The organism is Grimontia celer, assembly GCF_900055185.1.
In the GTDB taxonomy this organism is placed as follows: domain Bacteria; phylum Pseudomonadota; class Gammaproteobacteria; order Enterobacterales; family Vibrionaceae; genus Enterovibrio; species Enterovibrio celer.
Window position 1 is genome coordinate 777,966 of the sequence record NZ_FIZX01000002.1, and the last position, 23,340, is coordinate 801,305.

Here is a 23,340-nt window from a genome sequence, read left to right on the forward strand (position 1 = left end):
CATGGCTGTACCTGACGCAGAGGACTCCGCGTACGGCGTCAGCTTCTTCCAACGGTTAGAAGCTGACGCACCAAAGCGGTCTGTCACTCAGGGACCAGATACCGATGAGGTTCTGCAGTCGTTGAAGAGAAATGTCACCAATCTTCTGAATGCGCGAATGGGAGAGTCCCTGAGTGCACCGGAGCTTGGATTGGTGGATTTCAACGATGCGTCCCTGAGTTCACATGACCTGGCTTTGCAGATACGCCGAGCCATTCGACGATGCATTGAAACTTATGAACCGCGGATAAAGAGCATGGAAATTCATGTACTACCGGATAACGGATCTCCGTTAAATCTCAGGTTTCAAGTTACCGCATCAATCAATGCAGGAGCCTTGCACAGGAATGTGCAGATGGAACTTCTGTTGGATAGCAATCGAAAGTACAGAGTAGTTTAAGTGTCACGGAATCGATTTTTCAGGGATGAGCTGGCGTTCTTGCGTGAGCAAGGCGTTGAATTTACAGAAGTCTACCCTCAGCTTGCCCGCTTTCTGAACAGCAGAAATACCGACCCGGATGTCGAGCGTTTGCTTGAGGGTTTTGCGTTTCTGACGGGAAGATTGCGCGAAAAAGTCGAAGACGAATTTCCTGAACTGACTCACTCGATTATCAATATGCTGTGGCCGAACTATCTTCGTCCGGTCCCCAGCATCAGCATTGCACAATTCTCCCCAGACGAAAAAGCGCTGACTTACGCCCAACAAATCGAGAAAGGCACACAACTTGATGCCAATCCTGTGTTTGGCACTGTTTGTCATTTCAGAACCTGCCGTAATGTCGATATTTATCCATTGCGTCGCGACAAAGTTTCTACCGTCCATACCCGAGATGCATCGCTGGTTGATGTGGAGCTGACGATTCTCGGTGACCAAATGGCAGGGCAGTTGGGGTTGAACTCACTGCGTTTCTTCCTTGGCGGGGAAACCTACAGTGCTGAAATGCTTTATCTCTGGTTGAGTCATTACCTCGATAAAGTGGAAGTGGTGACTGGCGACAAAGTTGTCATTTTACCCAAAAACAGCTTCAGAGCCGTAGGCTTTGACAGTGATGATGCCATCTTGCCGTACCCGAAAAACGTCTATGAAGGTTACCGCATTTTGCAGGAATATCTCTCGTTTCCTGAAGCCTATCTGTTTTTCGATGTCCCCAATCTTGGCAAGTTTGTCCCCGTGGAAGCGCAAGGCAAAATCACACTGAGATTCAGCTTCTCAAAAACGCTTCCGCCAGATGTTCGCGTGAAAGATGAAAGCTTCGAGCTCTACTGCACGCCAATCATCAACCTCTTTTCTCACGATGCAGATCCGATTGATCTCAACGGGAAAAGCACTGAATACAAGATTACCCCTTCCAGCCGTTATGCATCTCACTACGAAATATTCAGTGTGGATTTGGTTCAGGGCTGGCAGGAAAACAATGTAGGACGCATTCGCGGTCAGGTTCGCACCTATACGCCATTTGAAAGCTTTCAGCATGAAATCGAACGTGCGCGCGACAGAAAAGCGCTCTACTACCGCGTTCGTGTGAAAGACAGTGTTCATACCGATGGCTTTGATCACCACATTTCTTTCGTCCGAAGCGATGAGACCGAGTGTGTGGATTTCAGCGAGGCGATCTCTCTAAGTTTGACCTGCACAAACCGTCAATTGCCTTTGGAGCTAGGAAAAGGCGATATCAGTATCCCGACGGATTCCTCTCCCGCGTATGCAAAGTTCAGCAACCTGACCGAACCGACTGCGCCTATGCGGCCAATGCTTGATGGCACCTTACTTTGGACGCTGATTTCCAATTTGTCGCTTAACTATCTGTCGTTACTTTCCAAGGATGCACTCTCTTCAGTTTTGCGAGCATATGACTTCCGCGCCCTGGTTGACCGTCAGGCAGAGCGTGTATCACGCCAGCGTTTGGATGGCATTGTCGATATCCAATCCAAGCCGATCGAAAAACTCATTCGTGGACTTCCGGTTCGCGGATTGCGTTCAGAAATCACCTTAACCCAAAGTGCGTTTGGCTCTGAGGGCGAGCTTTACATTTTCGGCACCGTACTCAGCCGATTCTTCTCACTTTACGCCAGCATCAACTCCTTCCACGAGTTGGTGATCATCAATGCTGATAATCAGGAAAGGTATACATGGGGCATTCAGAACGGACAGCAACCTCTGATATAGAGGAAACTGTTGCCCCTGACTTTCATGAAAAGGACGGGGGCGATAACAAGGGATCGGGCCTGCCTAAAAACGTCAGAGCCTACAACTTCTATCAGTTGGTGGAGCTTATGCACCACCTCAACGATTTGGATCCGGAAAGTGAAAAGTCGACCTCCAGCAAGCTGCTGTTTGGTAACCATCCTGGTCTAGGTTTTGCTGCCAGCGATGTTACCGCGCTGGAAGAAGTGAACGGTGACCGCTATCGCCTTGAAACCACATTCCTTGGAATGAGTGGTGCACAATCGCCACTCCCTGGCTTCTTCCTCGAAGAAATACTGACTGAGAGCGAGGAAACGGGCCTTAGAAAACCGTTTCTGGATTTCTTCAACCACCGAATTATCACGCTGGTTTACCAAATCTGGCGCAAGTATCGCTACTACATCCGTTTCCGTGAAGATGCTTCAGATGCCTTTTCTGCACAGCTTTTCGCTCTGGTTGGATTGGCTGACAGTGACCTTCGCGGAGAGACCCCGATTAACTGGTGCAAGATGCTGTCTTACGCCGGCATGTTGGCAGGACGTAGTCGCTCACCTCAAGTGGTCTCCGGCATCATCGCGCATTGCTTTGATTTGGAAGATGTCACCATCCGCCAATGGGAATTGCGTCATGTCGATATTCCCCAAGAGCAAAAAATGAGTCTGGGGATGGCCAATGTGGCGTTGGGCATGGACACCGTGATTGGCGACAAAGTCGCTGACCGAAGCGGAAAATTCGTCATCTGTATTAATGGACTCACGCAAGCGCGCTTTCGCGATTTTCTCCCCTCTGGCAAGGAATACATGCCTCTGCTGACCTTGGTGGAGTTCGTGCTGCGAGAGCAAATGGCTTTTGATTTGGAACTTGGTTTGAAGCCTGACCAGGCACCGCCGATGCGTCTTTCAGCGCAAAACCCGGCATCGCTAGGTTGGTCGTCCTTCACGGGCGAATTAGACCGACCGCGCATGGTGCGCATCCAGGCCAGGCAGTAGAGGGAAATATGTCTCAACACTATCCCAAGATAGAACAGGAATCGCAGTTGCAGCAGGCAACACTCACGGTAACCAACACCCAGCACTTAGAGGCAGGTTTGTCCGCCACGCATGTGTTTACCAATGAAGGTGGCTCAATTGGTTCCAGCGGTGCCGACGAGTGGAACTTGATCGACAGAGAAGGCCGCGTGTTCCCGCATCACGCAGAGATCGTTGAAATCGATGGCGAGCTTTGTCTGCTTGATGTTCGCGGCGCCAGCTACATGAATGGCGCCACGATTCCCGTCGGCGCAGGCAAATCAGCGCGTTTGAAAGACAACGACATGGTGCTGATTGGTCCTTATCAAATCCGCATTCATTTAAGTGCCGCGGGCTCAGACGGTTCGGCGAATCAGCATGGATTAGAGAATGTCTTTCTGACAGAAAAAGACGCGACGCAGATTGGCGCTGAGCGTGACGATAGCGACGTTGAAAATCCCGATGATGCAGTGATTGATGACCCTTTGGCCGCCCTTGAAGCTGCCACTCCCCAAATTTCTTCTGGTGATGATCCACTGAGTGAACACCAGGAAATGTCTGCCGAGCAGTTGAAAGAAAGCTACCTGCTGGCAAAAGACACCGAATGGCACGGCGCAGAGAAAACCGTGCATGCAGACAGCGAATACGAAATGAGTTCAGCGATTACGCTGAAACGGACTTTACCCTATGAGGATGCCCTGATGGATGACAAAACCCTTGAACGCCTGGAACAAGAAGTAGGGCGAGACTACGCAAATGCTGACAAGCCAGAAAATGCATACGGCGAAAACGGATTCAGTGGTTATGCATCGGGAGAATATGGGAGTGAGGCCTCTGCAGAAGATGGCAATCATTTGGTAACAGGTCCTATCTTCCGTGGTCTTGGCGTTCAAGCGGGTAACAGCAGCAACATGGCTGAAATGCAGGCACTGTCGGAAGAGATGGGTGCTTCACTGCAATCTGCCATCCGTGGCCTTTTGGCGCTGCATCAGCAGGTCGAAGAAAGCCGCTTTGGCATGATGAACAAGAACCTTCAACCGATTGAAGACAACCCGCTTCGTCTTGGTCTGCCTTATGAAGAAACGGTTGAAACCATGTTCGATCGCGACCGCAGTATGGTTCACCTGTCTGCCCCTTCTGCGATTAGCGAAAGCCTGACTAACATCCAACACCACAACGAGGCTGTGCAAAGCGCAACCGTGGAAGCACTGGGTCAGATTCTCCGCGCGTTCTCGCCGGAAGTGCTGATGCGTCGATTCAGCGCTTATCGCCGTCCTGGCGAAGTGTCACCAGAATCCGCAGATGCCTGGGCATGGAACATGTACAAAAACTATTACAAAGAGCTGACTTCCGACCGCCAGCGCGGTTTTGAAAAGCTGTTCTGGGAAATTTTTGATCAGGCTTACGACCGAAAGATTCGTGAGAAACAACTGGAGGTATAAGGCGATGAAACGTCTGCTAGGTTGCTTTCTGCTATTCACGCTTTTCGGTTGTTCGAGCAGTGATGACGCACTGCCAAAAGATCAACCGACAACGGTGACGTTCAGTTTGGTGGCGACGCAAAAGGTCAATCCCAACATCAGTGGCGATGCGACACCGATTGAAGTGCAGGTCTTTGAACTGGAAGACGACTCCATGTTTCTGGCGTCCGGCTTTGACCAACTGGCAGGCGATGCTGAAGCCGCGCTGAAAAGTAATTACGTCGACCACCGGGATTTCTCTTTGATTCCGGGGCAATTCAAATTTATCGACCATTTCCAGATTGATGAAAGTACGCGCTACATCTCCGTGATGGCGCGCTTCTCTGACCCAGATGTCAGTGATTGGAAGAAAGTCGTTAAGGTCCTGCCGGTTGGTCGGGTTTACCACCTGCTTATGTACTTCGATGGCACCGAAGTCGTTCTGGATAAAGTGGAGTAAAGATGTCAGCGAGAAACCGGGTTGTCTGGAACGAAGGGCTTTTTGTTAAGCCGCAGCATTTTCAACAGCAGCAGCGTAATTTGGAATATCAGCTGGATGAGCGCGTAGGCTCTGTCAGCCGTTATCTCTATGGCCTGACTGAAATGACGCTGAACGCGGAGTATCTGAGCTTTGGTCGTATAGCGCTCGATAGTGCATCAGGCGTGATGCCTGACGGGACTGTCTTCCGCATTCCTCAGGAAGACATGCAACCAGAAGCGCTGGAAGTGGTCGATAGTTCGCTGGCGAATCAGATTGTCTATCTTGCAATTCCGCTTCGCAGTGATTCGATCACCGAAGTGACCTGGCCGGAAGGCGCAGGTTCAGGTCGATACACTTCTGTCAGTCAGGAAGTGCGTGATATTCACACCTTCCAAGGCGACATGGCACCGATTGATGTGAGTCCGGTTTGCCTGCGTTTGATGCTGGAAAAAGAAGACCGCAGTGCATACGCCTCCATCGCGATTGCCCGCATTCTGGAAAAGCGTCCTGACGGCAGCGTGTTGCTCGATGACAGCTTTGTACCATGTCACTTGAACGTTGGTGCAGTGTCCGTGCTTCATCGTTTTATTGGCGAAATGGCGGGACTGATGCGTGAACGTGCAAAGAACATTTCCCAACGTATCGGCGCGCCAAGCCAAGGTGGTGTGGCAGATGTTTCCGACTTTATGTTGCTTCAATCGTTGAATCGCATGCAGCCGCAACTCCAACATCTGTCGCGACTGCGTAGCCTTCACCCTGAAAGACTGTATGAAGCTTTGTCTTCCATGTGTGGTGAGTTGGCAACCTTCACAGATGAAAGCCGCATGGCACCCGAGTTTGGTAGTTATCAGCACGACATGCCGGTTTCTTCATTCAAGCCGGTGATGACCAGACTTCGTCAGTCTCTCAGCATTGTGCTGGAGCCGCGTGCGGTCTCTATTCAACTTCATCAACGCAAGTACGGCCTTATGGTGGCACCGCTTCAGGATCCTTCGCTGGTCCGCGATGCCGACTTCATTCTGGCAGTGCGCGCTCGCATGCCAATGGAAGAGCTTCGCAAGCTGTTTGTACAGCAAACCAAAGTGGCTTCCGTGGAAAAAATCCGCGAACTCATCTCACTGCAATTGCCAGGCATTCCGGTTTCTCCGTTGCCGGTTGCACCACGCCAGTTGCCTTACCACGCGGGATACACCTATTACCAGCTGGATAAAACCAGCGCTGCCTGGGCGATGTTGGCCAATGCCAGCGGTTTCGCCTTCCACGTCGCCGGTAACTTCCCGGATCTCGACCTGCAATTCTGGGCAATAAGGAGCTAAGCCATGGCAGAAATGTATATCGATGCGCCGGATAAAGAGCGCCATTACGACCACCTCCTGTTTGATGAAGCGACCAATATCGACGCGGATCAGGATTACTGGTTCAAGCTACGAGGCGACAACATCAATCCACTGATTGATGCAGCGACACCACTGCTGGGGATGGCCCTTCGAGTGAGAAAACTCTCCGAATGCCACAACGTGGAAACCATCTACAAGCAGGCTGTAGAAGAAGTGAAAGCCATTGAAGTGGAACTGACCGAAAAAGGATATGACCACGCAGTGATCTTGGCTTACCGCTATGTGCTTTGCTCCTTTGTCGATGAAGCCATCATGAGCACGCCTTGGGGCGCAGACAGTGTGTGGGCCGAACATTCGCTGTTGACCCGCTTTCATAACGAAACCTGGGGCGGCGAAAAAGTCTTTACGATTCTGTCCCGTCTGGAGAGTGAGCCAGAGCGCTACAAGTCGCTGCTGGAATTCATCTTTCTTTGCCTGACGCTTGGGTTTGAAGGCCGTTACAAGGTGATGGAAAAAGGACGCGAAGAATATGAAAAGGTGATCACAAAACTTCACCAACTGCTGCGTCAACTGGATGACAACGAACAAGTCTCGCTGACAAGTGCTGCGAATAACGTGGTTTCTACCAAATACCGCCTGAGTAAGCAGGTACCGGTGTGGACGATCTTCGCAGGCTTTATCACTTTGCTTGCGGTGGTGTTTACGGGGTACTCCATTGCACTCAGCAATAAAACATCCAGCGTGCTTGAACAGCTTAATCAACTTCTTCAGTAACAGGTGAACCCGTGATCCGAATTGAACTACATACGTTAATTGGCAAACTTAACCAGCAGACCAAACTGGCGCTGGAGCAAGCGGGCGCGCTGAGTATTGAGCGACAAAATCCGGAAGTGACAGTAGAGCATCTGCTTTTCACTTTGTTGGATAACCCGTTGTGCGACGTACGCGTGTTACTGAAAAGCGCGGAAGTGGACCATACACACGTTCGTCAACTGACAGGTGATGCACTGAGCCGCGAAAATGTGCCGGAAAATACGCCGTCGTTTTCTCCGCTGCTGGTTGAGCTTCTTCAGGATGCATGGCTTCTGGGCTCGACTGATCTTGGTCATTCAGAAATCCGCTCGGGTGTTATTTTCCTAGCGGCACTAATCCGCCCGGATCGTTACTTGCCGCTGAATCTTATCCGTCAGCTTGAAAGCGTCAATCGCGAAACGATGAAGAAGCATTTCGCGCGACTGACAGAAGACTCCGCTGAAACAGCGGTCAAAGCGGATTCGACAAAAGGAAAACAAGCCGTACCTGCTGAAGCTGAAACCGCACTGGCGAGATTCTGTACCAACTTCTCGGCAATGGCCAAGCAAGGTGAACTTGACCCTGTGCTTTGCCGTGATGACGAAATTAATCTGATGATCGACATTCTATGTCGTCGCCGTAAAAACAACCCGATTGTCGTTGGTGATGCCGGTGTCGGTAAAAGTGCCGTTGTAGAAGGTCTCGCGCAGCGCATCGTTGATGGCAATGTGCCGGACTCGCTGAAAGGCATTGATCTGATGTCCCTGGACTTGGGTTTGCTGCAGGCAGGTGCTTCTGTAAAAGGTGAGTTCGAAAAACGTCTGAAAGCCATCATTGATGAGGTAAAAACCTCTCCGGTTCCTATCATTCTTTTCATTGACGAAGCCCACACCATGATTGGTGCAGGTGCACAGGAAGGTGGCGGTGATGCTGCGAACCTTTTAAAGCCAGCACTGGCACGTGGTGAGCTACGCACCGTTGCGGCAACAACCTGGAAAGAATACAAAAAGTACTTTGAAAAAGACCCGGCACTAAGCCGTCGTTTCCAGCTGGTGAAGCTGGACGAGCCAAACGTCGAGCAAGCTGTCGATATCATGCGCGGTCTGCATGGCGTTTACGAAAAATCTCACCAAGTGCTGATCAGTGATGACGCACTGGTGGCAGCGGCGGAGCTTTCAGAGCGTTACGTCTCTGGTCGTCAATTGCCGGACAAAGCTATCGACGTGCTCGACACCGCCTGTGCACGAATCGCGATTAACCTGAGTTCACCACCGCGTCGTCTGGCAGAACTGGAAACCCGCACCATTCAGCGTCAACGCCAAATCGATATGTTGAACCGTCAGGCAGAGCTTGGCTATGACGTAGACGAAGCGCTGCTTGCATCACTCGAAGCTGACGAAGCAAAAGATCTCGAAGAGCAGGGAGCTTTGCGTGAAGCATGGCGTGTTCAGAAAGATCTGGTTGCTGATGTGATTGAAAAGCGACAGCAAATTCTTGCGGTGCCATCAGAAGATGAAGAGGCACTGAGTGACGAGGATCGCGAAGCCATTCGCAATGAACTGCGCGGACTATATGCCGAGCTGGACGCCATTCCACACACTGAGCGTTTGGTTCACCCACATGTGGATGCGCAGCAGATTGCCGAAGTGATTGGTGATTGGACGGGCGTTCCTGTCGATCAGATGAACACTGATGAATTGAGTCGCATTACCCACCTTCCAGAACTGCTGGGTAATGAAATCAAAGGACAGGATGTTGCGCTGGAAGTGATTCACCGTCACTTACTGACTGCACGTGCTGACCTGCGCCGTCCAGGTCGTCCGAAAGGGGCTTTCTTGCTGGCCGGGCCAAGTGGTGTCGGTAAAACCGAAACTGTGGTGCAACTTGCCGAACTTCTCTATGGCGGCAAGCAATTCCTGACCACCATTAATATGTCTGAATATCAGGAGAAGCATACTGTTTCACGTCTGATTGGCTCGCCTCCGGGGTATGTAGGCTATGGAGAAGGCGGCATCCTGACGGAAGCTATCCGAAAAATGCCTTACTCCATCGTGCTGCTTGATGAAGTAGAAAAGGCGCACCCGGAAGTGTTGAACCTCTTCTATCAAGCGTTTGATAAAGGTGAGCTGGCAGACGGCGAAGGCCGTGTGATTGATTGCCAGAATGTGGTGTTTTTCCTCACTTCGAATCTGGGCTATCAGACCATCGTCGATTACGCAGAGCAACCGCAACTACTGGAAGAAATGCTTTACCCAGAGCTGGCCGCTTTCTTCAAACCAGCACTGCTGGCGCGTATGGAAATTGTGCCTTATCTGCCACTTAGCGGCGATACGCTCAATGCCATTATCAAAGGCAAGCTAAGCCGCTTAGTGAAAGTGTTTGCCCAGCGTTATGACGCGGAAACCGAAATTGATGACGCGCTGGTGGGCGAAATTCAACGCCGTGCTACGCGCTCGGAAAATGGCGCCCGCATGCTTGAAGCGATCATCGAAGGTCAATTGCTGCCGCCAGTATCGTTGGCTTTGCTCAATAAGCTTGCCGCTAGAGAGCCTGTGCAGCGCGTTTATCTCACCGCAGAAGACGGCGAGTTTGTCAGCGAGGTGGAATAAGCAATGGCAGATTGGCTTTCACTGGCAGCAACACTTTCTGGTATCCGTGATCAGCAAACGCTCACGGACACCTTTGTTGATGCGTTGAAATCAAACCTGCAGATCAGCAACGTGTGGGTCATGCTCCCTTGCCAGCAGGGCAGAAAGCTGTGCGCCAAGGACAATGGCCAACATTTTGACTGGGAAGTGGACGATTTCAGTCATCCGTTTGCGCATGTTTTCCAATCCTCATCAGCCATGCTGCTGGATCCAACCAAGTTAAATTACTGGCAGGAAAATGCAGTTTTCGTTGAGCTCATGAATCATCGCAAGCGCGGTGAAAGTGTCTTGGTGATGCCGCTTCCGCCGGGCGCGAGAAGAACCAAAGCGATTTTGACTATCACAGGTTCTTCCCATCAACTGAGCAGTTTGCTGGCTGATCCTCAGTGGCAAAGCATTTGCGAGATCTTTATTAATCAAAGCCAGATTATTCAGGATTTGGGTGAAGAACATCGCCAGATTTCAGTGTTGAGTTCATCCATCAAGCGTATTCGCAACGATGAGCAGAAGCGCGAACAAGCCTATGAGCTGAAAAACGTATTGATTGGCGAAAGCCGACTGATGCAGGAAATGCGAGAGAAAGTCGTTACCGTGGCACAATCTTCGTTGAATGTCCTGATTTGTGGCGACACAGGAACGGGTAAAGAACTAGTTGCCCGCGCGGTACACGAACTTTCAGACCGCAAAGGAAAGCCGTTTATTGCCATCAATTGCGCAGCGATTCCAGAAAATCTTCTGGAAAGTGAGCTGTTTGGTCATGCGAAAGGCGCATTCTCCGGCGCTGATCGTGCCAAACAAGGACTGATTGCTGATGCGCAGGGCGGCACATTGTTCCTTGATGAAATCGGTGACATGCCGCTGGCGCTGCAAGCCAAGCTGCTGCGTGTTCTCGAAACACGCACCTACCGTCCAGTGGGCGCTTCCAGCGAAGTGAATGCAGATTTCCGCTTGGTGGCGGCGACGCATGTGGCTATGGAAGAAAAAGCCGAAGAGGGCAGTTTCCGTCGAGATCTTTACTACCGTCTAAATCAGTTCCCTGTCTTCATGCCGGAACTGAATATCCGCAAAGAAGACGTCCCAGAGCTGTGTAAACACTTCATTGCTGAGTACAACAAGCAGGCAGGTGTACACATTGCTGGTATTCGCTATGCCGCGTTGGATTTACTGAACCGGCATAGCTTCCCTGGGAACGTACGTGAATTGAGAAACCTTATTGAATACGCCTGTGCATTGACGGCGAACGGGGAAGAGATCACGCCATCAAGCTTTAGCGATCGAGTGTTACAACAATCGAGCCCGGTAGCCGCGAATTCTGACGATGTGAATTCTGAAAGTTACATTGGAGTGGATATTGATGACATCAATAACCTAAAGGCGGCTGTTCAGAGCTTCGAAAGCAATGTGATTCGCTATCGTCTATCCAGTTACGGCGGTGACCGTTCAAAAGCAGCAGAAAGCCTTGGTTTACCCAAACGTACTCTCGCGCACAAATGCCTAAAAATGGAGATTGACTGATATGACGTACCGACCAATCTCTTTGTGTTTAATGGCGGGACTGGCGCTTTCAAGCGCAAACACGCTGGCAAACGAGACTGACAATAAGGCGCTGATTCAAAGCGCCTCAGAGTGTGTGAACATTCCCGCGAGACTCGACCGACTGGCGTGTTTTGATGAGGTGTTCAAAACGCCTGTTTCTGGTCAGCCAGAAGCTACTGTTATTGTGCAAAAACCGGAAGCATGGGAACGCGCAAAACAGAGTGAGTCTGAGCGAAATGAAGATGAAACCGGTTTTGCGCTTCGCTATGCCAATCGGGCTGAACCGAAATCTGGCATCTGGATGACAGCGACTGCATTGCCTGACCGAAACCAGAAAAAGAATGAAATGCCTATTCTGATGTTCAGCTGTATCGACAATATCAGCCGGGTTGAGTTGATACTGCCAACCGCAACATCTGAGGGTAAAGCGGAAGTGATGGCTTCTTCAGGTTACAGTGTCACTCAACGCTGGTTAAGCGATGACACTGGCAACATCATGCGTGCGGGTCGTGGTATTCCAGCTATTGATGTGATGAAGGCATTAATGTCCGGCCAACGCGCGGTGCTTCGCTCTGATTTGGAAGCGATCGGTAACCTGACGTTTGATACCGCCGACTTGCGCGAGAGCATCAAACCCATGCGCCAGACATGTCGTTGGTAGGGGAGCAAATCATGGATATGCAAACCTACCGAGAGAGAGTCGCTAAGCCGATTGCCGGAGAAAATCCGGTCGGTGAACGTCTGCTTGACGATGCGCTGTTGGACTTTGTTGAAACACAAATGATGAAAGTCGGCTCACTTTCTCACGCAGAAGTGCAGTGGGGTGAAGCTGAACAAAGCGCCATGAAGCTGATTGAGACGCAAACCAAAGACCTCAAACTGCTGACTCATCTTCTGCAGTGTTTGCAGTATCAGTCTTCACCGGAGCGTTTCACTCTATCGGTGTTTATCCTGGCGGATTTCATCGCTGCTTACTGGGAGACTTGTTATCCCGCTCCCGGCCCTCGCGGTGTATTGCCGCGTCGTAAGTTCTTCTCCCAGATTGTTCAGCGTACTGAGAAAGCGGCAGAGAAGCTCGACTTCTCCATGTTCGATGTCGATCAGAAAGAAGACGTGGAGAAAGCGCTAAAAGAACTTGAAGCGGCGGCAGAAGAAAAAGATCTGCCGACAGAAGGTGTGTTAGATATCGCTTCCTTGCTGAAACGAAAACTGGCAAATCCAGAGCCGCAAGTTCAACAGGCACCTTCATCTTCACCCTCTGAAGCGGCGTCATCGTCAGCCAGCGCACCTTCTCCGAAACTGGAAATAGACGGAAGCTCTGACCGCGCTGTTAAACAAACGCTGCTGAAAGTGGCTGAGTTTGTTTCTGAGTTGGATGGCGGCATTGCTTTAGCACTTCGCCTTCGTCGCTTTGCGGTGTGGTTCTCTATTACCTCTGCGCCCGATGCCGAGGCGAATGGTGAAACACAGCTTATGCCAGTCTCGGCAGACCGCATTTCAGAGTATGAAGATCAACTTAGCCGGGGTGCAGACCACGCGCTTTGGCGCAAGGTAGAGCAAAGCCTCACTGTTGCTCCTTACTGGATTGACGGTCATTTTCTCAGTTATCGCATCGCGCTCAAACTCGGCAACACAGAGTGGGCAGATACCATCGCTTCGGAAGTCCGTAGTTTTGTTAAGCGTGTTCCTGCAGTGGCCGAGCTTAGCTTCAAAGGCGGCATGCCTTATGTCGGCGAAGAAACACGTCGTTGGCTTGATGAAGGTGACACCACAAGTACGGGCTCAGCAACCACCTCTGATTGGGATGGAAAGCGCAAAGAAGCATTCACCCTCGCAGATGAAGGCGGCCTGTCGGTGGCGTTAGCCATGCTCAATGATGGCCTATCAACATCCAAAGAACCCAGAGACCAGTTTTATTGGCGCATGCTCTCAGCAGATGTCATGAAGCGTCACAACCTTTCTGCCATGGCAGATCAGCACTACCACCAACTTTTAGAGCAGGCCAACCATACCTCGCTCACCGATTGGGAACCCGCATTGATTCAACGTTTAGAAAACATTGCGAAGTCATAATTTAAGCAGGGATCGAAAGAAATGTTCAGCAAGTTAAAATCGCTTCTTCTGAAAATGCTACCCGCCATGAAATCGGCGTTACCTATATTGCTGGTGGCTATTTTCGTCTTGATCAATGTCGCGATATGGTGGGCGGGTCCGTGGCTTAAAATTGACGAGAGCCACCCGCTGGAGCCTATCACAGCGCGCCTTATCACCAGTGTGATTTTCTCCCTTTTCTGGTTGGCGGCTTGGGGCTTTCTGCAATGGCGAAAACTCAAAGGCTACCATGCAGATCAGGCGCGTGAACGTCAGCTTCAGGAAGACCCTATCCAACGCTATGAAGAGCGCCAGGAAGCCGAACTCAATCAGGTGATGACTGCACTACAAAAGAGCCTGAACAAGCGAAACTACCTGTATGCCTTACCTTGGTATTTGGTCTTGGGGCCAGAGAATGCAGGTAAAACAAGCCTCATTAACCGTTCAGGCCAGAACTTTGTTTTCTCATCTGTCATGCGTGCATCGGGCAAGAAAAGTGAAAATCCGTTTTCCTTCGACTGGTGGATTGGTGATGACTCAGTACTTATCGACCCCGATGGTGAGCTGCTAACGCAACGTGCAACCAGTAGCGATGGTGAAGGGGAGATGGAGCGCCGCCTCTGGATCCACTTCGTTAGATGGCTTGAAAAAACGCGAAGCCGCCGCCCGTTAAATGGTGTAGTGATTGCGCTGGATGTGGCTAAACTTGCTACTGCAACGACGACTGAGCGCAGAGCACATGCAAATCTGATCCGTGCTCGCCTGCGTGAGCTGATGGAAACCCTTTCTACCCGTCTGCCTGTTTATGTATCGCTGACTAAGCTCGACCTGCTTCACGGCTTTGAACCTTTTTTTCGTAACTACTCCAAAGCGGAGCGTGAAGAAGTCATGGGCTTCACTTTCACGTTGGATTCCGTTGACGACCTCGATAGCTGGCTGAATGAATTTGATAAAGACTTTGGGCAATTTGTCGAACGCGTTAACAAAATGCTGCCGACAGCCCTGATGCAGTGTTTCGATGGTGAAGATCGCACTGCTATGTACAGCTTTAGCCGCCAGATGGCAGGTCTGCATGATGTGTTAAAGCAGTTCCTGCAAGATGCATTTGGTAGTGACCAGTTCTCTACTTCGGCATTGGTGCGTGGCGTGTATTTCACCTCCGTGTATCAGCAAGGGGTGCCAACCAATGCGTTTATCGATTCTGCCTCTCGCCGCTACGGTATTTCTCATGCGGTGAATACGGCACAAAACGCTGCAAACTCCACCACTTACTTTACTCAGAATCTATTCAATAACGTGATTTACCCGGAAGCAGGCTTGGCGTCGGATAACTTCCGTGTCGCGAAAACCAAGCGCCGCGTGATTATGTTGTCGGCCGTTGCCTGTGGTATCGCGTCACTTCTACTGATCGGCTCCTGGCACAAGTACTACCTGAAAAACGTTAAACAGGCGGATGCAGTATTAGCCAAGGTTAACGAATACGAGAACAACTATGCGTCTGAGGCGATTATCGATAATGGCGTCGATATCCTCGCGCCGTTGGATACGATTCGTCAGGCCACACTGGAGTTTGGTTTTTTCCGTGAAAAACCGAAATTCATTTCAGATTTAGGTTTGTACCAAGGCCATGTCATTGGGCCACAAGTCGAAAGCACGTATCTCAGCCTGCTTGAAAATCGTTACTTGCCAGCTTTGATGAAAGTCGCAGCTGCCGATGTTGTTGGTGCAGACGATGACGAGAACAAACTGGGTTCGTTGCGTGTTTTCCGCATGATGACGGACGATGATGGCCGTTATCAGAACATGGTGCAGAATTATTTTGCCAGCAAGTGGCAAGAACAGTACGAAGGCGACCGTGAAACACAAGAACGCCTGATGCAGCACTTGGATTATGCGATGGAGCATACTGATCTGGTGGGTGATCGTGTTGATGGACAGGAAGATGCAGAGCGAGTACTGGCGCCATACGATGGACTTATTTACAACGCTCAGCGCGAACTGAGCCGTATGCCAATCGAACAACGTGTTTACCGTAATCTCAAGCAAGCATCGACGGCGATTTTAGGCTCTCCAATCAATTTGGCGACCTCTATCGGTCCAGTGTTTGATGTGGTCTTTACCGAGCGTGTTTCGGAAGCGAACAACCTTGATATCCCGCGTATCCTGACCAAGAAAGGTTTCGAAACCTACTTCATTCCTGAATCAGATTCTGTCTCTGAACTGGCGCTGGTAGATAGTTGGGTGCTGGGGCAGGTTGAATCGATAGATTTCTCTGATGAAGATAAGCGCGTATTGAGAGATAAGATCCGCAGCCTGTATGTGGCGGATTACTCTGATACCTGGCGTCGTGCGACCAACGATATCGATGTGAAGTCCTTCCCGGATATCTACAACGCGGTACTTGTGCTGGAAAGTGTTACAGGTAACAACCAACCTCTGCATCGCTTGCTTGAAGAAGTCACGGATAACACAGACTTGTTCCCGGCCTTGCCTGAAGGCGACGCGGCAAAAGAAGAGTTGATTAAGTCTCCACGCTATCGTGTCGCAGCGATGGTTGATAACCAATTCTCTTCACTGAATGGGCTTTCGGAAACCGAACCGGGCAAACCGATTTACCTTGATGAAGTGATGGATGCGGTCACCCAACTGACAGCGTACATGAAGTCAATCAACGATGCTCCGGATGTCGGTAAAGCCGCTTTGGACGCGACTAAAGCGCGCCTCTCACTGAATAACTCTGACCCTATTTATGTGCTTCAACGCATCGCATCTGGCATGCCACAGCCTTACGACATCATGCTGAAAAAACTGGCAGATGAGAGTTGGTATGTGATTCGCCAGGAAGCGATTCGCTATTTGGAAGTTCGTTGGGCGGCAGATGTTTTCAATCCGTTCCAAAGCAAACTCGCCTCGCGTTACCCGTTTAACGTGCGTTCTTCTAAAGATGTGGCGCTGGAAGACTTCGAAGCTTTCTTTGCACCCAATGGCATCCTGAATAACTTCTACGAAAGCAACCTGCGAATGTTCCTTGAGGACACAGGCGAGTTTACTTCAGAACAAGGGGACAAAACCCTTATCCGCCAGGATGTGTTGAATCAAATTGACCGTGCACGAGCGATTCAAGGTGCGTTCTTTAATCGCAAGGGCGTGCTGGATGTAGAGTTCACGCTTGAGCCGATTGAGCTGAGCGCGAATAAAAGACGTTCTGTCATCAACATTGATGGTCAGTATGTTGAATACAGTCACGGACCACGCAAAAACGTAGGGTTGGTCTGGCCAAATACACTTCGTGAAGCTGCGGTCAGCAAAATCACTCTGGTTCCTGTGGCAGCAAACGCTTCGCCAAGAGGGATCAGTATTCGAGGACCTTGGGCGTTTTTCCGCTTGCTGGAACAGGCCGAGGTTGTGGGGTCAAGCTCAACCAGCGTTGATTATCGCTTTAACATTGACGGTGGAAACGTGATGTACCGTCTGCACTCTGAAGCAGACAGCAATCCGTTTACTGCGTCGATATTCAGAGGATTCAACCTGTCGCGGACCCTATATTAACGACAATAAAATCAAGCCACCAAAGGTCAACTGAACCTATATCAATCGACATTAGGTGGCTTGAATATAAAAACAAGGACAAACACAGTGTCGCAGTGGATGTTGACGGACATCGATGGCGTAAAACTGGCAGAAAATAGCGCAAAACTGCGGGACTCTTCTGACTACCAGAAAATACGCAGCGAGATAAACCGACGCTTTAACCCGCTTGCTGGCTCGACGGACTGGACCAATGTTCGTGAGCTTTGTGAAAAAGTGGCGACAGAAGAAGGGGCAGATCTTCTCGTTGCCATCTATTTCACCGTCGCCTCGATGAAAACGCAGGGCCTCTCTGGCTTTGCCAACGGTTTAGAACTTCAGGTGGCGGTGTTGCGTGCACCTGACGATGAGAGCATGCCTCATGCTAAACGTGCGGAGCTCTATCGCTGGATGCTCGGACGCATCGGAGAGGAGGTTCGCGCGATTCATCCAAGTATCGGTCAGCTTCGCGATCTCTACCGTTGTGAACGCGCACTTGAAGCGATAGACAGAAACCTTTCCAAGAATGGCGGAGGTAAAGTCGACGATTTGGACGTGCTTGGCTTTACCATCTTCGAGCATATCGATCGCCTAGAGCGCCAAAGTAAAGGTGTTGCAATCGCGCCTCCTCCCGTTGAGGTAGAAGTGAAAAAGCAAAACGCCAGTGCACTCATTTTTATTGGTGGTCTGGCCGTTGGTGCGGCACTGCTATATGGATTGTTGGAAGTGCAGGGGAGCGCTGAAACGCCTCTTTCAACCCTGACTATTGCCGGTGCTGAACCCAAGGTGATTTCCTTGGAAGAAGCACAGTCAATCCGTGCGGAATATGGCTCTCAGGCTTTGAAAGAATATCAGGCACAGTTGCTTCCAAGTTATGCAGATAAAGTCTCGATACTCACAGCATCGAATATTGGCGATAATTATGCAGCGGGTATGGAGTACGCCGACAGTCTTCAATACCTTTTCCCCGATACGCCGGAAGCGGAACAGGTCGCCAAGTCTCTTCAACACTGGCAGTCTGGACTGGTTGCAGAATTTGATGCAATGAATGAGAGGTTCGAAACCGCCCGAACCCGAGCTGCGAACATCAGCTTGTATGCCAAAAGTGGTCGAGCAGACCAGGTTCAAGCCCTCGCCAGAGGATTGGAAAACTACGCGATTAGTTTGTCTCCGCTAGTTGCCCGCATTTCTTTTGCTGAAAAACTGATCAGTGATGGTGAGATTGAGCAGGCAAAAGAGGAATTGGATATTGTTGATAAGCAAATGAAAGCACTGGTGATGAAAAAGATGTTGGTGAGAAAGACTTTGCCGGAAAGTGGACAAGCAGAAGTGGAAAAATAGAGGGAGCCATCTGGCTCCCTCTATTTTTCACGTATTGTGTTATTGAGCTGGCGATGTCACCTGAGTGACGGAATTGATTACCAGCGGGTCACGCGTCGGTTTTGGTAGGTTGAGTGCTTTAACCGCAGCAATACCTGCATCAGTAATACCGCCAGAGTACTGAGGTTCGGCAATACCCGGCAGGATGTTCGCAACGACACCCGGATTCCAAGCCTGGAAGAATTCGGTCAGATCGGTTTGTGCTGCGTATGAGGCACAAAGCATCAGGTTGTCGCTCTTACCCAGCCCTGAGTTAAAACAGGCGTTTTTGTCGTTGTCTATTCGGTTTTCTTCCGATGGATTACGGCTTAAGCGGTGCATTAATTTGTAGAAATTGAAACCGTTCATATCTTCGCGATCGGAATAGAAGGCTGGAATTTCACCTTCCTGATACCAGTTCGACAAAGTGAACTCGGTGTCTGCCCATTCTTTTAACTGTGCATACATCAGCAGGCGTTCACCCGCACCGCCATCTCCCCAGGCATGTCCATATTCAGCTTTCACGAAATCCGGTGCGATACGGATATCGGAAGCCACACGTGGCATGTACCCAAGGTATTTCTGCTGCATGTATAGGCCGAGCACGTTGTTGGCCACTTCAGTAGCACCTTCAACCGTTAGCGGTTTTTCTGCGGCATTGTGTCCGACTTCATGCCAAATCAGCCAGTTGTCCAATGGATCTGTTGGAATGTTTTGGCTGCTCGCGTTAAAGCTGCTATTCATGACCGGATAGCCGGAGTGGGCGGCACCTATGCTGATGGAAACGTCATTAACAAAGGCATGTCGGTTGTTACTGCGTTCAGTATGGGTGACGGCTTTGTTATTGGTTCCAGTCAAGCCTTCATCACGGGCATAGAAGTCATTCAGATCTTGGGCAAATGTGTCTAAGTCTGCCACGAATTGTGAAATGCCGCCTTCAATATTGGCTGCATTCAGATTCGCTTTCGGTGCAGTGTAGACAAAGCTGTTTGATACCACATCACCAATTGGTGCTGGGGAATTTTGTTCATTGACCCAACCACCTTTAGCTGCGTCATACAAAGGCGCGGCAACGGTGCCGTCGAACTTGATATCAACGCTTTCGCTATTACCGCCAGAGACATAGATCAAGCCGCCATAAGGAACAGTAAAGGTACCGACCGAATTAACGGTAAAGCTCTTTTGCATGCGCGGTGGGCGCTTCAGTGCCAACTCGTGTTTTTCGCGACCTGTCAGGTCATCGTGGAGGCCGACTGTGACCGTCACGGGAGTTGTGTTGCCAGACACGCTGACGGTGAATGGCTCATGAGCGACTGCCCAATGGCCTGTTGCTTGACGGTTACCCGCATAGTAGGCGACAACCTTATTGCTCATATCTAGCGTTAAAGCTCTTCCGGCTGTCCAACCATCAGGCTCCCCGGGGAACTGGCGGATATCCACTTTTACGGCATAGTCCCAGAATGAGCGACCCAGCATCAGGCGTGTCAGGGGCTTTTCCATGTAGTTCAGCGGGTAACTTGGATTCATCATGCCGCTGTATTGGTTAGCATCAGAACCGTAAACCATTCCCATGTCGATTAACTGCTTACCAAGATCTTCCGGACATTGCGTGCCTGTTGCACCTTGGTTTTCGGTGTAACAGTTCAAGAACTGGGTGAAACGTTCGAAGCCTAACTCGTCATCGATACCTGATTGATAGCGATAGTCGAGATCATTCCAAAGCCACACTGACATATTGCTGTAGATACGGTTCAGATCGACGCTGCTCAGGCGTTCACCCTGTTTGCCGCCAGTTCGGAAGTAGCGTTCATGCTGATACAGGCGTTCAATGTTGGTGCCCAGATCAGCTGCTTTAATCATGGCTTTCGCTTCTTCTGCGCCCAAATCCAGCTTGGTGTAGATAGGGCGTGCCATGCCTCCGGTCAGTGGGATGCCATTACCCGGGCGATACTCAAGGCAGTTGATTTCATAGTGGTAGCTTGGCAGTACACATTCCTGATAGGTGCGAACACCATTAACGGCAAACTTATCCAGTAAATCATCGATAGCCTTGCGGAGTGACTTTGTATCGACAACTGGCTCACCGTTGGATACATCAATTTTTCCGTTGTCATCGCGAACAAAATGGTCTTCCTCACGGATAAAGGCTTTAATGACGACATCCTTACCTTCGGCATCTTTATCCATGTAGTAAGCGGTTTCCAGTTCTGGCTTATCATCCGGCTTGTTTTCCAGAATATGGTCCCAAATGACATTGCCCTCTTCGTCGAAATCATAGGGAAGCTTTGGTTGATCACCTTCTCCACCTGCAACAGCGGCATAACGCTCGATGATGTAAAGACCATACTCGCGATTTGAGCGAACACGATCGGCATAACCATCATTTGGACCATTGCCGTTTGGTACAACAGATTCACCCATGCCAAACGCAATACCGGCTGCATCCAGAAGTCGACCCAATTCACCTGCATCATTGGTCGCTCTGACGGTTTCCATTACCAGAATGCCGCCGCCTTTGTTTGCATACTCAATCAACGCGTTTACGTCTTCTTGCGACAGTTTCGGACTGGCCGTATTGGCGGTATGTGGCGGAAGGTAAACATCTCCCGTTCTACCGTTGTAATCAAAGCCGTTCAGTATCAGCAGCGGCATGTCGGCAGGGTTTAGGTTTTCAAAGCTAGTGAGTTGAACCGTTTCCGCGTTAAATTCTTCAGCAATTTGATACTCAACTTGGTGGCCAAGAGTGATGCCGCCCCGCGTGAAATATACATGAGGAATATTGGTACCTACCTGAATGCGCTCGCCAGCCTGACGATTGGTGAGGTAGCGAATGACGTTATTGAAGAAATGCTTCATGTCGTCGCCATCTTTCTCGTTGGTGCATTCTGTGCCGCCATTCCAAGAATAGTTGGTTGGGCAAACCAAAATCGAGTTGTATCGGGCATTACCCATCACCATGATTTTACCTTTACCCAGTTCGCCAATACTGACGAAAGGTAGGCCATAGGTAGCGGTATTTTTACCCGCCAAGTCAGGTGTCACCTTAGACGGCTTTTCGGTGATGTAAGCAAGGCCGCGCTCGTCATACGCTTTCTTGTCACCAAAGGAGATCCAGTAGTTATTGTCGTTACGCGCCATCATCACTGGGAAGGCCGTATTACTGATGTTAACGGCAGCTTGACCTCGAGCTGTTCCTACACTGCCATAGAACCATGTGGCATCAGCGAACACGTGGAATTTTTCTACCTTGTCCCAACCCGCTTCTATACCCCAAAGTTTGTTGATGTCTGCTTCGATGTTGGCTAAATCGTCAGTGGCAACACGCACTGGTTGCATTGATTTAAAGCGGTATGTGGGAGTGTTACAGGAGGCTCCACAGATCGCCTGATCGATTTGAGCGGCAATACCAGTTTCAAACTGTTTTTCGAACTCTGCAGGAACAACTTTTGATGTCCCGTCACCGATGGAAAGCTCAGTATCAATGTCACTCAATGAAAGTGATATCGCCTCGTTAATAACGTTGGGATATTGAGCAAAAATACCAGTGACGCTATCGGTCAACACTAATGTCTCAGACTGCTTTTGTGCGTAGCGCTGAACCAGTGATTCGGCATTTCGCCCGCGTTGTTCAACACCAAGATCGGTCAGTAAAAACTCGGTTTTGTTGCCACGGAATCCCCCCAGCTCAAAGGTGTCGATACCAAAGGAGATAGCATCTCCCCAAACGAATTCAAATTCGCCAAGTTCATTGGTTTTTCCGCGTGAAGATCGGCTGAAATAAGAAAGCCCCTGAACAGGTAAACCAGCTGAATCCCTAATGACAGCTTTAGAAAGGATGACTTCAGCAGGCTTGTACTGATAAGCCTCTTCCGCATTGGCAGAAACAAAATCAGCGTTCAGGTCGGTCGATGTGCCAGGCGATACTTCGGGGTCCACGTCTGGAATATGGGTTGATGGCAGTTTATCGACAAGGTTTTCTTCAGCAGGCTTCTCAGCGATAAGTTGGTCAAACTCTTCAGCAGCCAAAGTCAGATCATTCTCATAGATGGCAGAGAACGCCAGCTTATCTTGAGTGGTGGTCAGTGAAATATCGATTTGGTTACTGTGCGAGGGGGCAACGGTATTCAGAAGAGCAATGGCATTGCGCGCTTTTTCCGGTTGGCTTTCAAATTCAATGGCATCAGCAAGGCTTAGTCTATGACGTGAGGGCGCGGCAGTGGATGAACGTGTTGGGATATCGTGAAATACATTGTCGAACGTTGCCAGCACTGTGCCTTCATAATCACAGGTGATCACGTCATTTTGTAGGAACTCAAACTGATCTGCGGGCGCGCCGTTACAGGTCACTGAATCACCAAATACGCGGTTTCCGTCTAGTGAAAACTCACCGGCAATCATTGGGTCTGGAACGCCAATTTCCGGCAAACCATCAGGCCCCTCACCAGGCAGTGCGGGAGATGGGTTTTCCGTTTCTATATCAGGCTGAATAAATTGGGTGTCGTTGTTACAACCCGCAAGCGCAGCAACGATCAACACAGAGAGGAGTTTCTTTTTATGCATTCTTGTTCTCTTTAGCCGCAGAGCGGCGGTCGTTAAGCTTTTTTAGGTCTTATGTAATTAAAAAAGCGGCACGTTTTACTGCAAAAATAAGAACGAGACGAGAACTAATTGACTAAATCTGAAGGAATGCACAGCAAGAATGACTGACTGCTTACTTTTATAGCTATTTAATATTCATTGGTTGCGAAGTAAGAGCTTTTGTTGGGTGTTGGTATAAAGATGAAAATAATAAAAGAGAAAAGAAAAAGGGGCTTTTGGCCCCTTATAAAACCTTTGGT

General features: G+C 50.0%; 14 protein-coding genes. 13 read left to right on the forward strand and 1 reads right to left on the reverse strand.

Annotated elements, in window-relative coordinates:
- The first annotated feature begins 1 nt into the window (after position 1).
- The 13 genes from tssE (at position 2) to GCE9029_RS13760 (ending at position 18,484) form a co-directional block, all read left to right on the forward strand.
- Positions 2–439, forward strand: a complete 438-nt coding sequence (tssE, locus tag GCE9029_RS13700; RefSeq protein ID WP_046303148.1) for a type VI secretion system baseplate subunit TssE — start codon at positions 2–4, stop codon at positions 437–439.
- Positions 440–2,206, forward strand: a complete 1,767-nt coding sequence (gene tssF / locus GCE9029_RS13705) for a type VI secretion system baseplate subunit TssF (RefSeq protein WP_062663827.1) — start codon at positions 440–442, stop codon at positions 2,204–2,206.
- Positions 2,170–3,213 carry a type VI secretion system baseplate subunit TssG gene (tssG, locus tag GCE9029_RS13710; protein ID WP_062663830.1) on the forward strand — a complete coding sequence of 348 codons (1,044 nt, stop codon included), beginning with the start codon at positions 2,170–2,172 and terminating at the stop codon, positions 3,211–3,213. Before tssF ends, tssG begins: the two co-directional genes overlap by 37 nt.
- An 8-nt stretch (positions 3,214–3,221) precedes the next feature.
- Positions 3,222–4,673, forward strand: coding sequence for a type VI secretion system-associated FHA domain protein TagH (gene tagH, locus GCE9029_RS13715; RefSeq protein WP_062663832.1), 1,452 nt, complete (start codon positions 3,222–3,224; stop codon positions 4,671–4,673).
- A gap of 4 nt (positions 4,674–4,677) precedes the next feature.
- The gene (gene tssJ / locus GCE9029_RS13720) at positions 4,678–5,151 is read left to right on the forward strand and encodes a type VI secretion system lipoprotein TssJ (RefSeq protein ID WP_062663834.1); all 474 of its coding nucleotides are present in this window, start codon (positions 4,678–4,680) and stop codon (positions 5,149–5,151) included.
- Between the two features lie 2 nt (positions 5,152–5,153).
- The gene (gene tssK / locus GCE9029_RS13725; protein WP_002538788.1) at positions 5,154–6,488 is read left to right on the forward strand and encodes a type VI secretion system baseplate subunit TssK; all 1,335 of its coding nucleotides are present in this window, start codon (positions 5,154–5,156) and stop codon (positions 6,486–6,488) included.
- A 3-nt stretch (positions 6,489–6,491) separates the two neighbouring features.
- Positions 6,492–7,283, forward strand: a complete 792-nt coding sequence (gene icmH, locus GCE9029_RS13730; protein WP_002538789.1) for a type IVB secretion system protein IcmH/DotU — start codon at positions 6,492–6,494, stop codon at positions 7,281–7,283.
- Between the two features lie 11 nt (positions 7,284–7,294).
- Positions 7,295–9,910, forward strand: a complete 2,616-nt coding sequence (gene tssH, locus GCE9029_RS13735; RefSeq protein WP_062663836.1) for a type VI secretion system ATPase TssH — start codon at positions 7,295–7,297, stop codon at positions 9,908–9,910.
- Between the two features lie 3 nt (positions 9,911–9,913).
- On the forward strand, positions 9,914–11,464 hold the full coding sequence (locus tag GCE9029_RS13740; protein ID WP_062663838.1) for a sigma-54 interaction domain-containing protein: 1,551 nt from the start codon (positions 9,914–9,916) through the stop codon (positions 11,462–11,464).
- Position 11,465: 1 nt separating this feature from the next.
- A complete protein-coding gene (gene vasI, locus GCE9029_RS13745) occupies positions 11,466–12,146 on the forward strand; it encodes a type VI secretion system-associated protein VasI (RefSeq protein WP_231870104.1) in 681 nt (226 codons plus the stop codon).
- A gap of 11 nt (positions 12,147–12,157) precedes the next feature.
- Positions 12,158–13,558, forward strand: a complete 1,401-nt coding sequence (gene tssA, locus GCE9029_RS13750) for a type VI secretion system protein TssA (RefSeq protein WP_062663840.1) — start codon at positions 12,158–12,160, stop codon at positions 13,556–13,558.
- 21 nt (positions 13,559–13,579) lie between these two features.
- The gene (tssM, locus tag GCE9029_RS13755) at positions 13,580–17,125 is read left to right on the forward strand and encodes a type VI secretion system membrane subunit TssM (RefSeq protein ID WP_062663842.1); all 3,546 of its coding nucleotides are present in this window, start codon (positions 13,580–13,582) and stop codon (positions 17,123–17,125) included.
- Between the two features lie 87 nt (positions 17,126–17,212).
- On the forward strand, positions 17,213–18,484 hold the full coding sequence (locus GCE9029_RS13760; protein ID WP_062663844.1) for a type VI secretion system ImpA family N-terminal domain-containing protein: 1,272 nt from the start codon (positions 17,213–17,215) through the stop codon (positions 18,482–18,484).
- A gap of 39 nt (positions 18,485–18,523) precedes the next feature.
- On the opposite strand, the gene GCE9029_RS13765 is transcribed toward GCE9029_RS13760, so the two are convergent.
- Positions 18,524–23,062 carry an SslE/AcfD family lipoprotein zinc metalloprotease gene (locus tag GCE9029_RS13765; RefSeq protein WP_062663846.1) on the reverse strand — a complete coding sequence of 1,513 codons (4,539 nt, stop codon included), beginning with the start codon at positions 23,060–23,062 and terminating at the stop codon, positions 18,524–18,526.
- Positions 23,063–23,340 lie beyond the last annotated feature (278 nt).

Excerpts from the sequence above, each read along its gene's own strand:
- tssE (WP_046303148.1), top strand. The coding sequence starts at position 2 with ATGGCTGTACCTGACGCAGAGGACTCCGCGTACGGCGTCAGCTTCTTC.
- tssG (WP_062663830.1), top strand. The coding sequence starts at position 2,170 with ATGGGGCATTCAGAACGGACAGCAACCTCTGATATAGAGGAAACTGTT.
- tagH (WP_062663832.1), top strand. The coding sequence starts at position 3,222 with ATGTCTCAACACTATCCCAAGATAGAACAGGAATCGCAGTTGCAGCAG.
- tssJ (WP_062663834.1), top strand. The coding sequence starts at position 4,678 with ATGAAACGTCTGCTAGGTTGCTTTCTGCTATTCACGCTTTTCGGTTGT.
- tssK (WP_002538788.1), top strand. The coding sequence starts at position 5,154 with ATGTCAGCGAGAAACCGGGTTGTCTGGAACGAAGGGCTTTTTGTTAAG.
- icmH (WP_002538789.1), top strand. The coding sequence starts at position 6,492 with ATGGCAGAAATGTATATCGATGCGCCGGATAAAGAGCGCCATTACGAC.
- GCE9029_RS13740 (WP_062663838.1), top strand. The coding sequence starts at position 9,914 with ATGGCAGATTGGCTTTCACTGGCAGCAACACTTTCTGGTATCCGTGAT.
- vasI (WP_231870104.1), top strand. The coding sequence starts at position 11,466 with ATGACGTACCGACCAATCTCTTTGTGTTTAATGGCGGGACTGGCGCTT.
- tssA (WP_062663840.1), top strand. The coding sequence starts at position 12,158 with ATGGATATGCAAACCTACCGAGAGAGAGTCGCTAAGCCGATTGCCGGA.
- tssM (WP_062663842.1), top strand. The coding sequence starts at position 13,580 with ATGTTCAGCAAGTTAAAATCGCTTCTTCTGAAAATGCTACCCGCCATG.
- GCE9029_RS13765 (WP_062663846.1), bottom strand. The coding sequence starts at position 23,062 with ATGCATAAAAAGAAACTCCTCTCTGTGTTGATCGTTGCTGCGCTTGCG.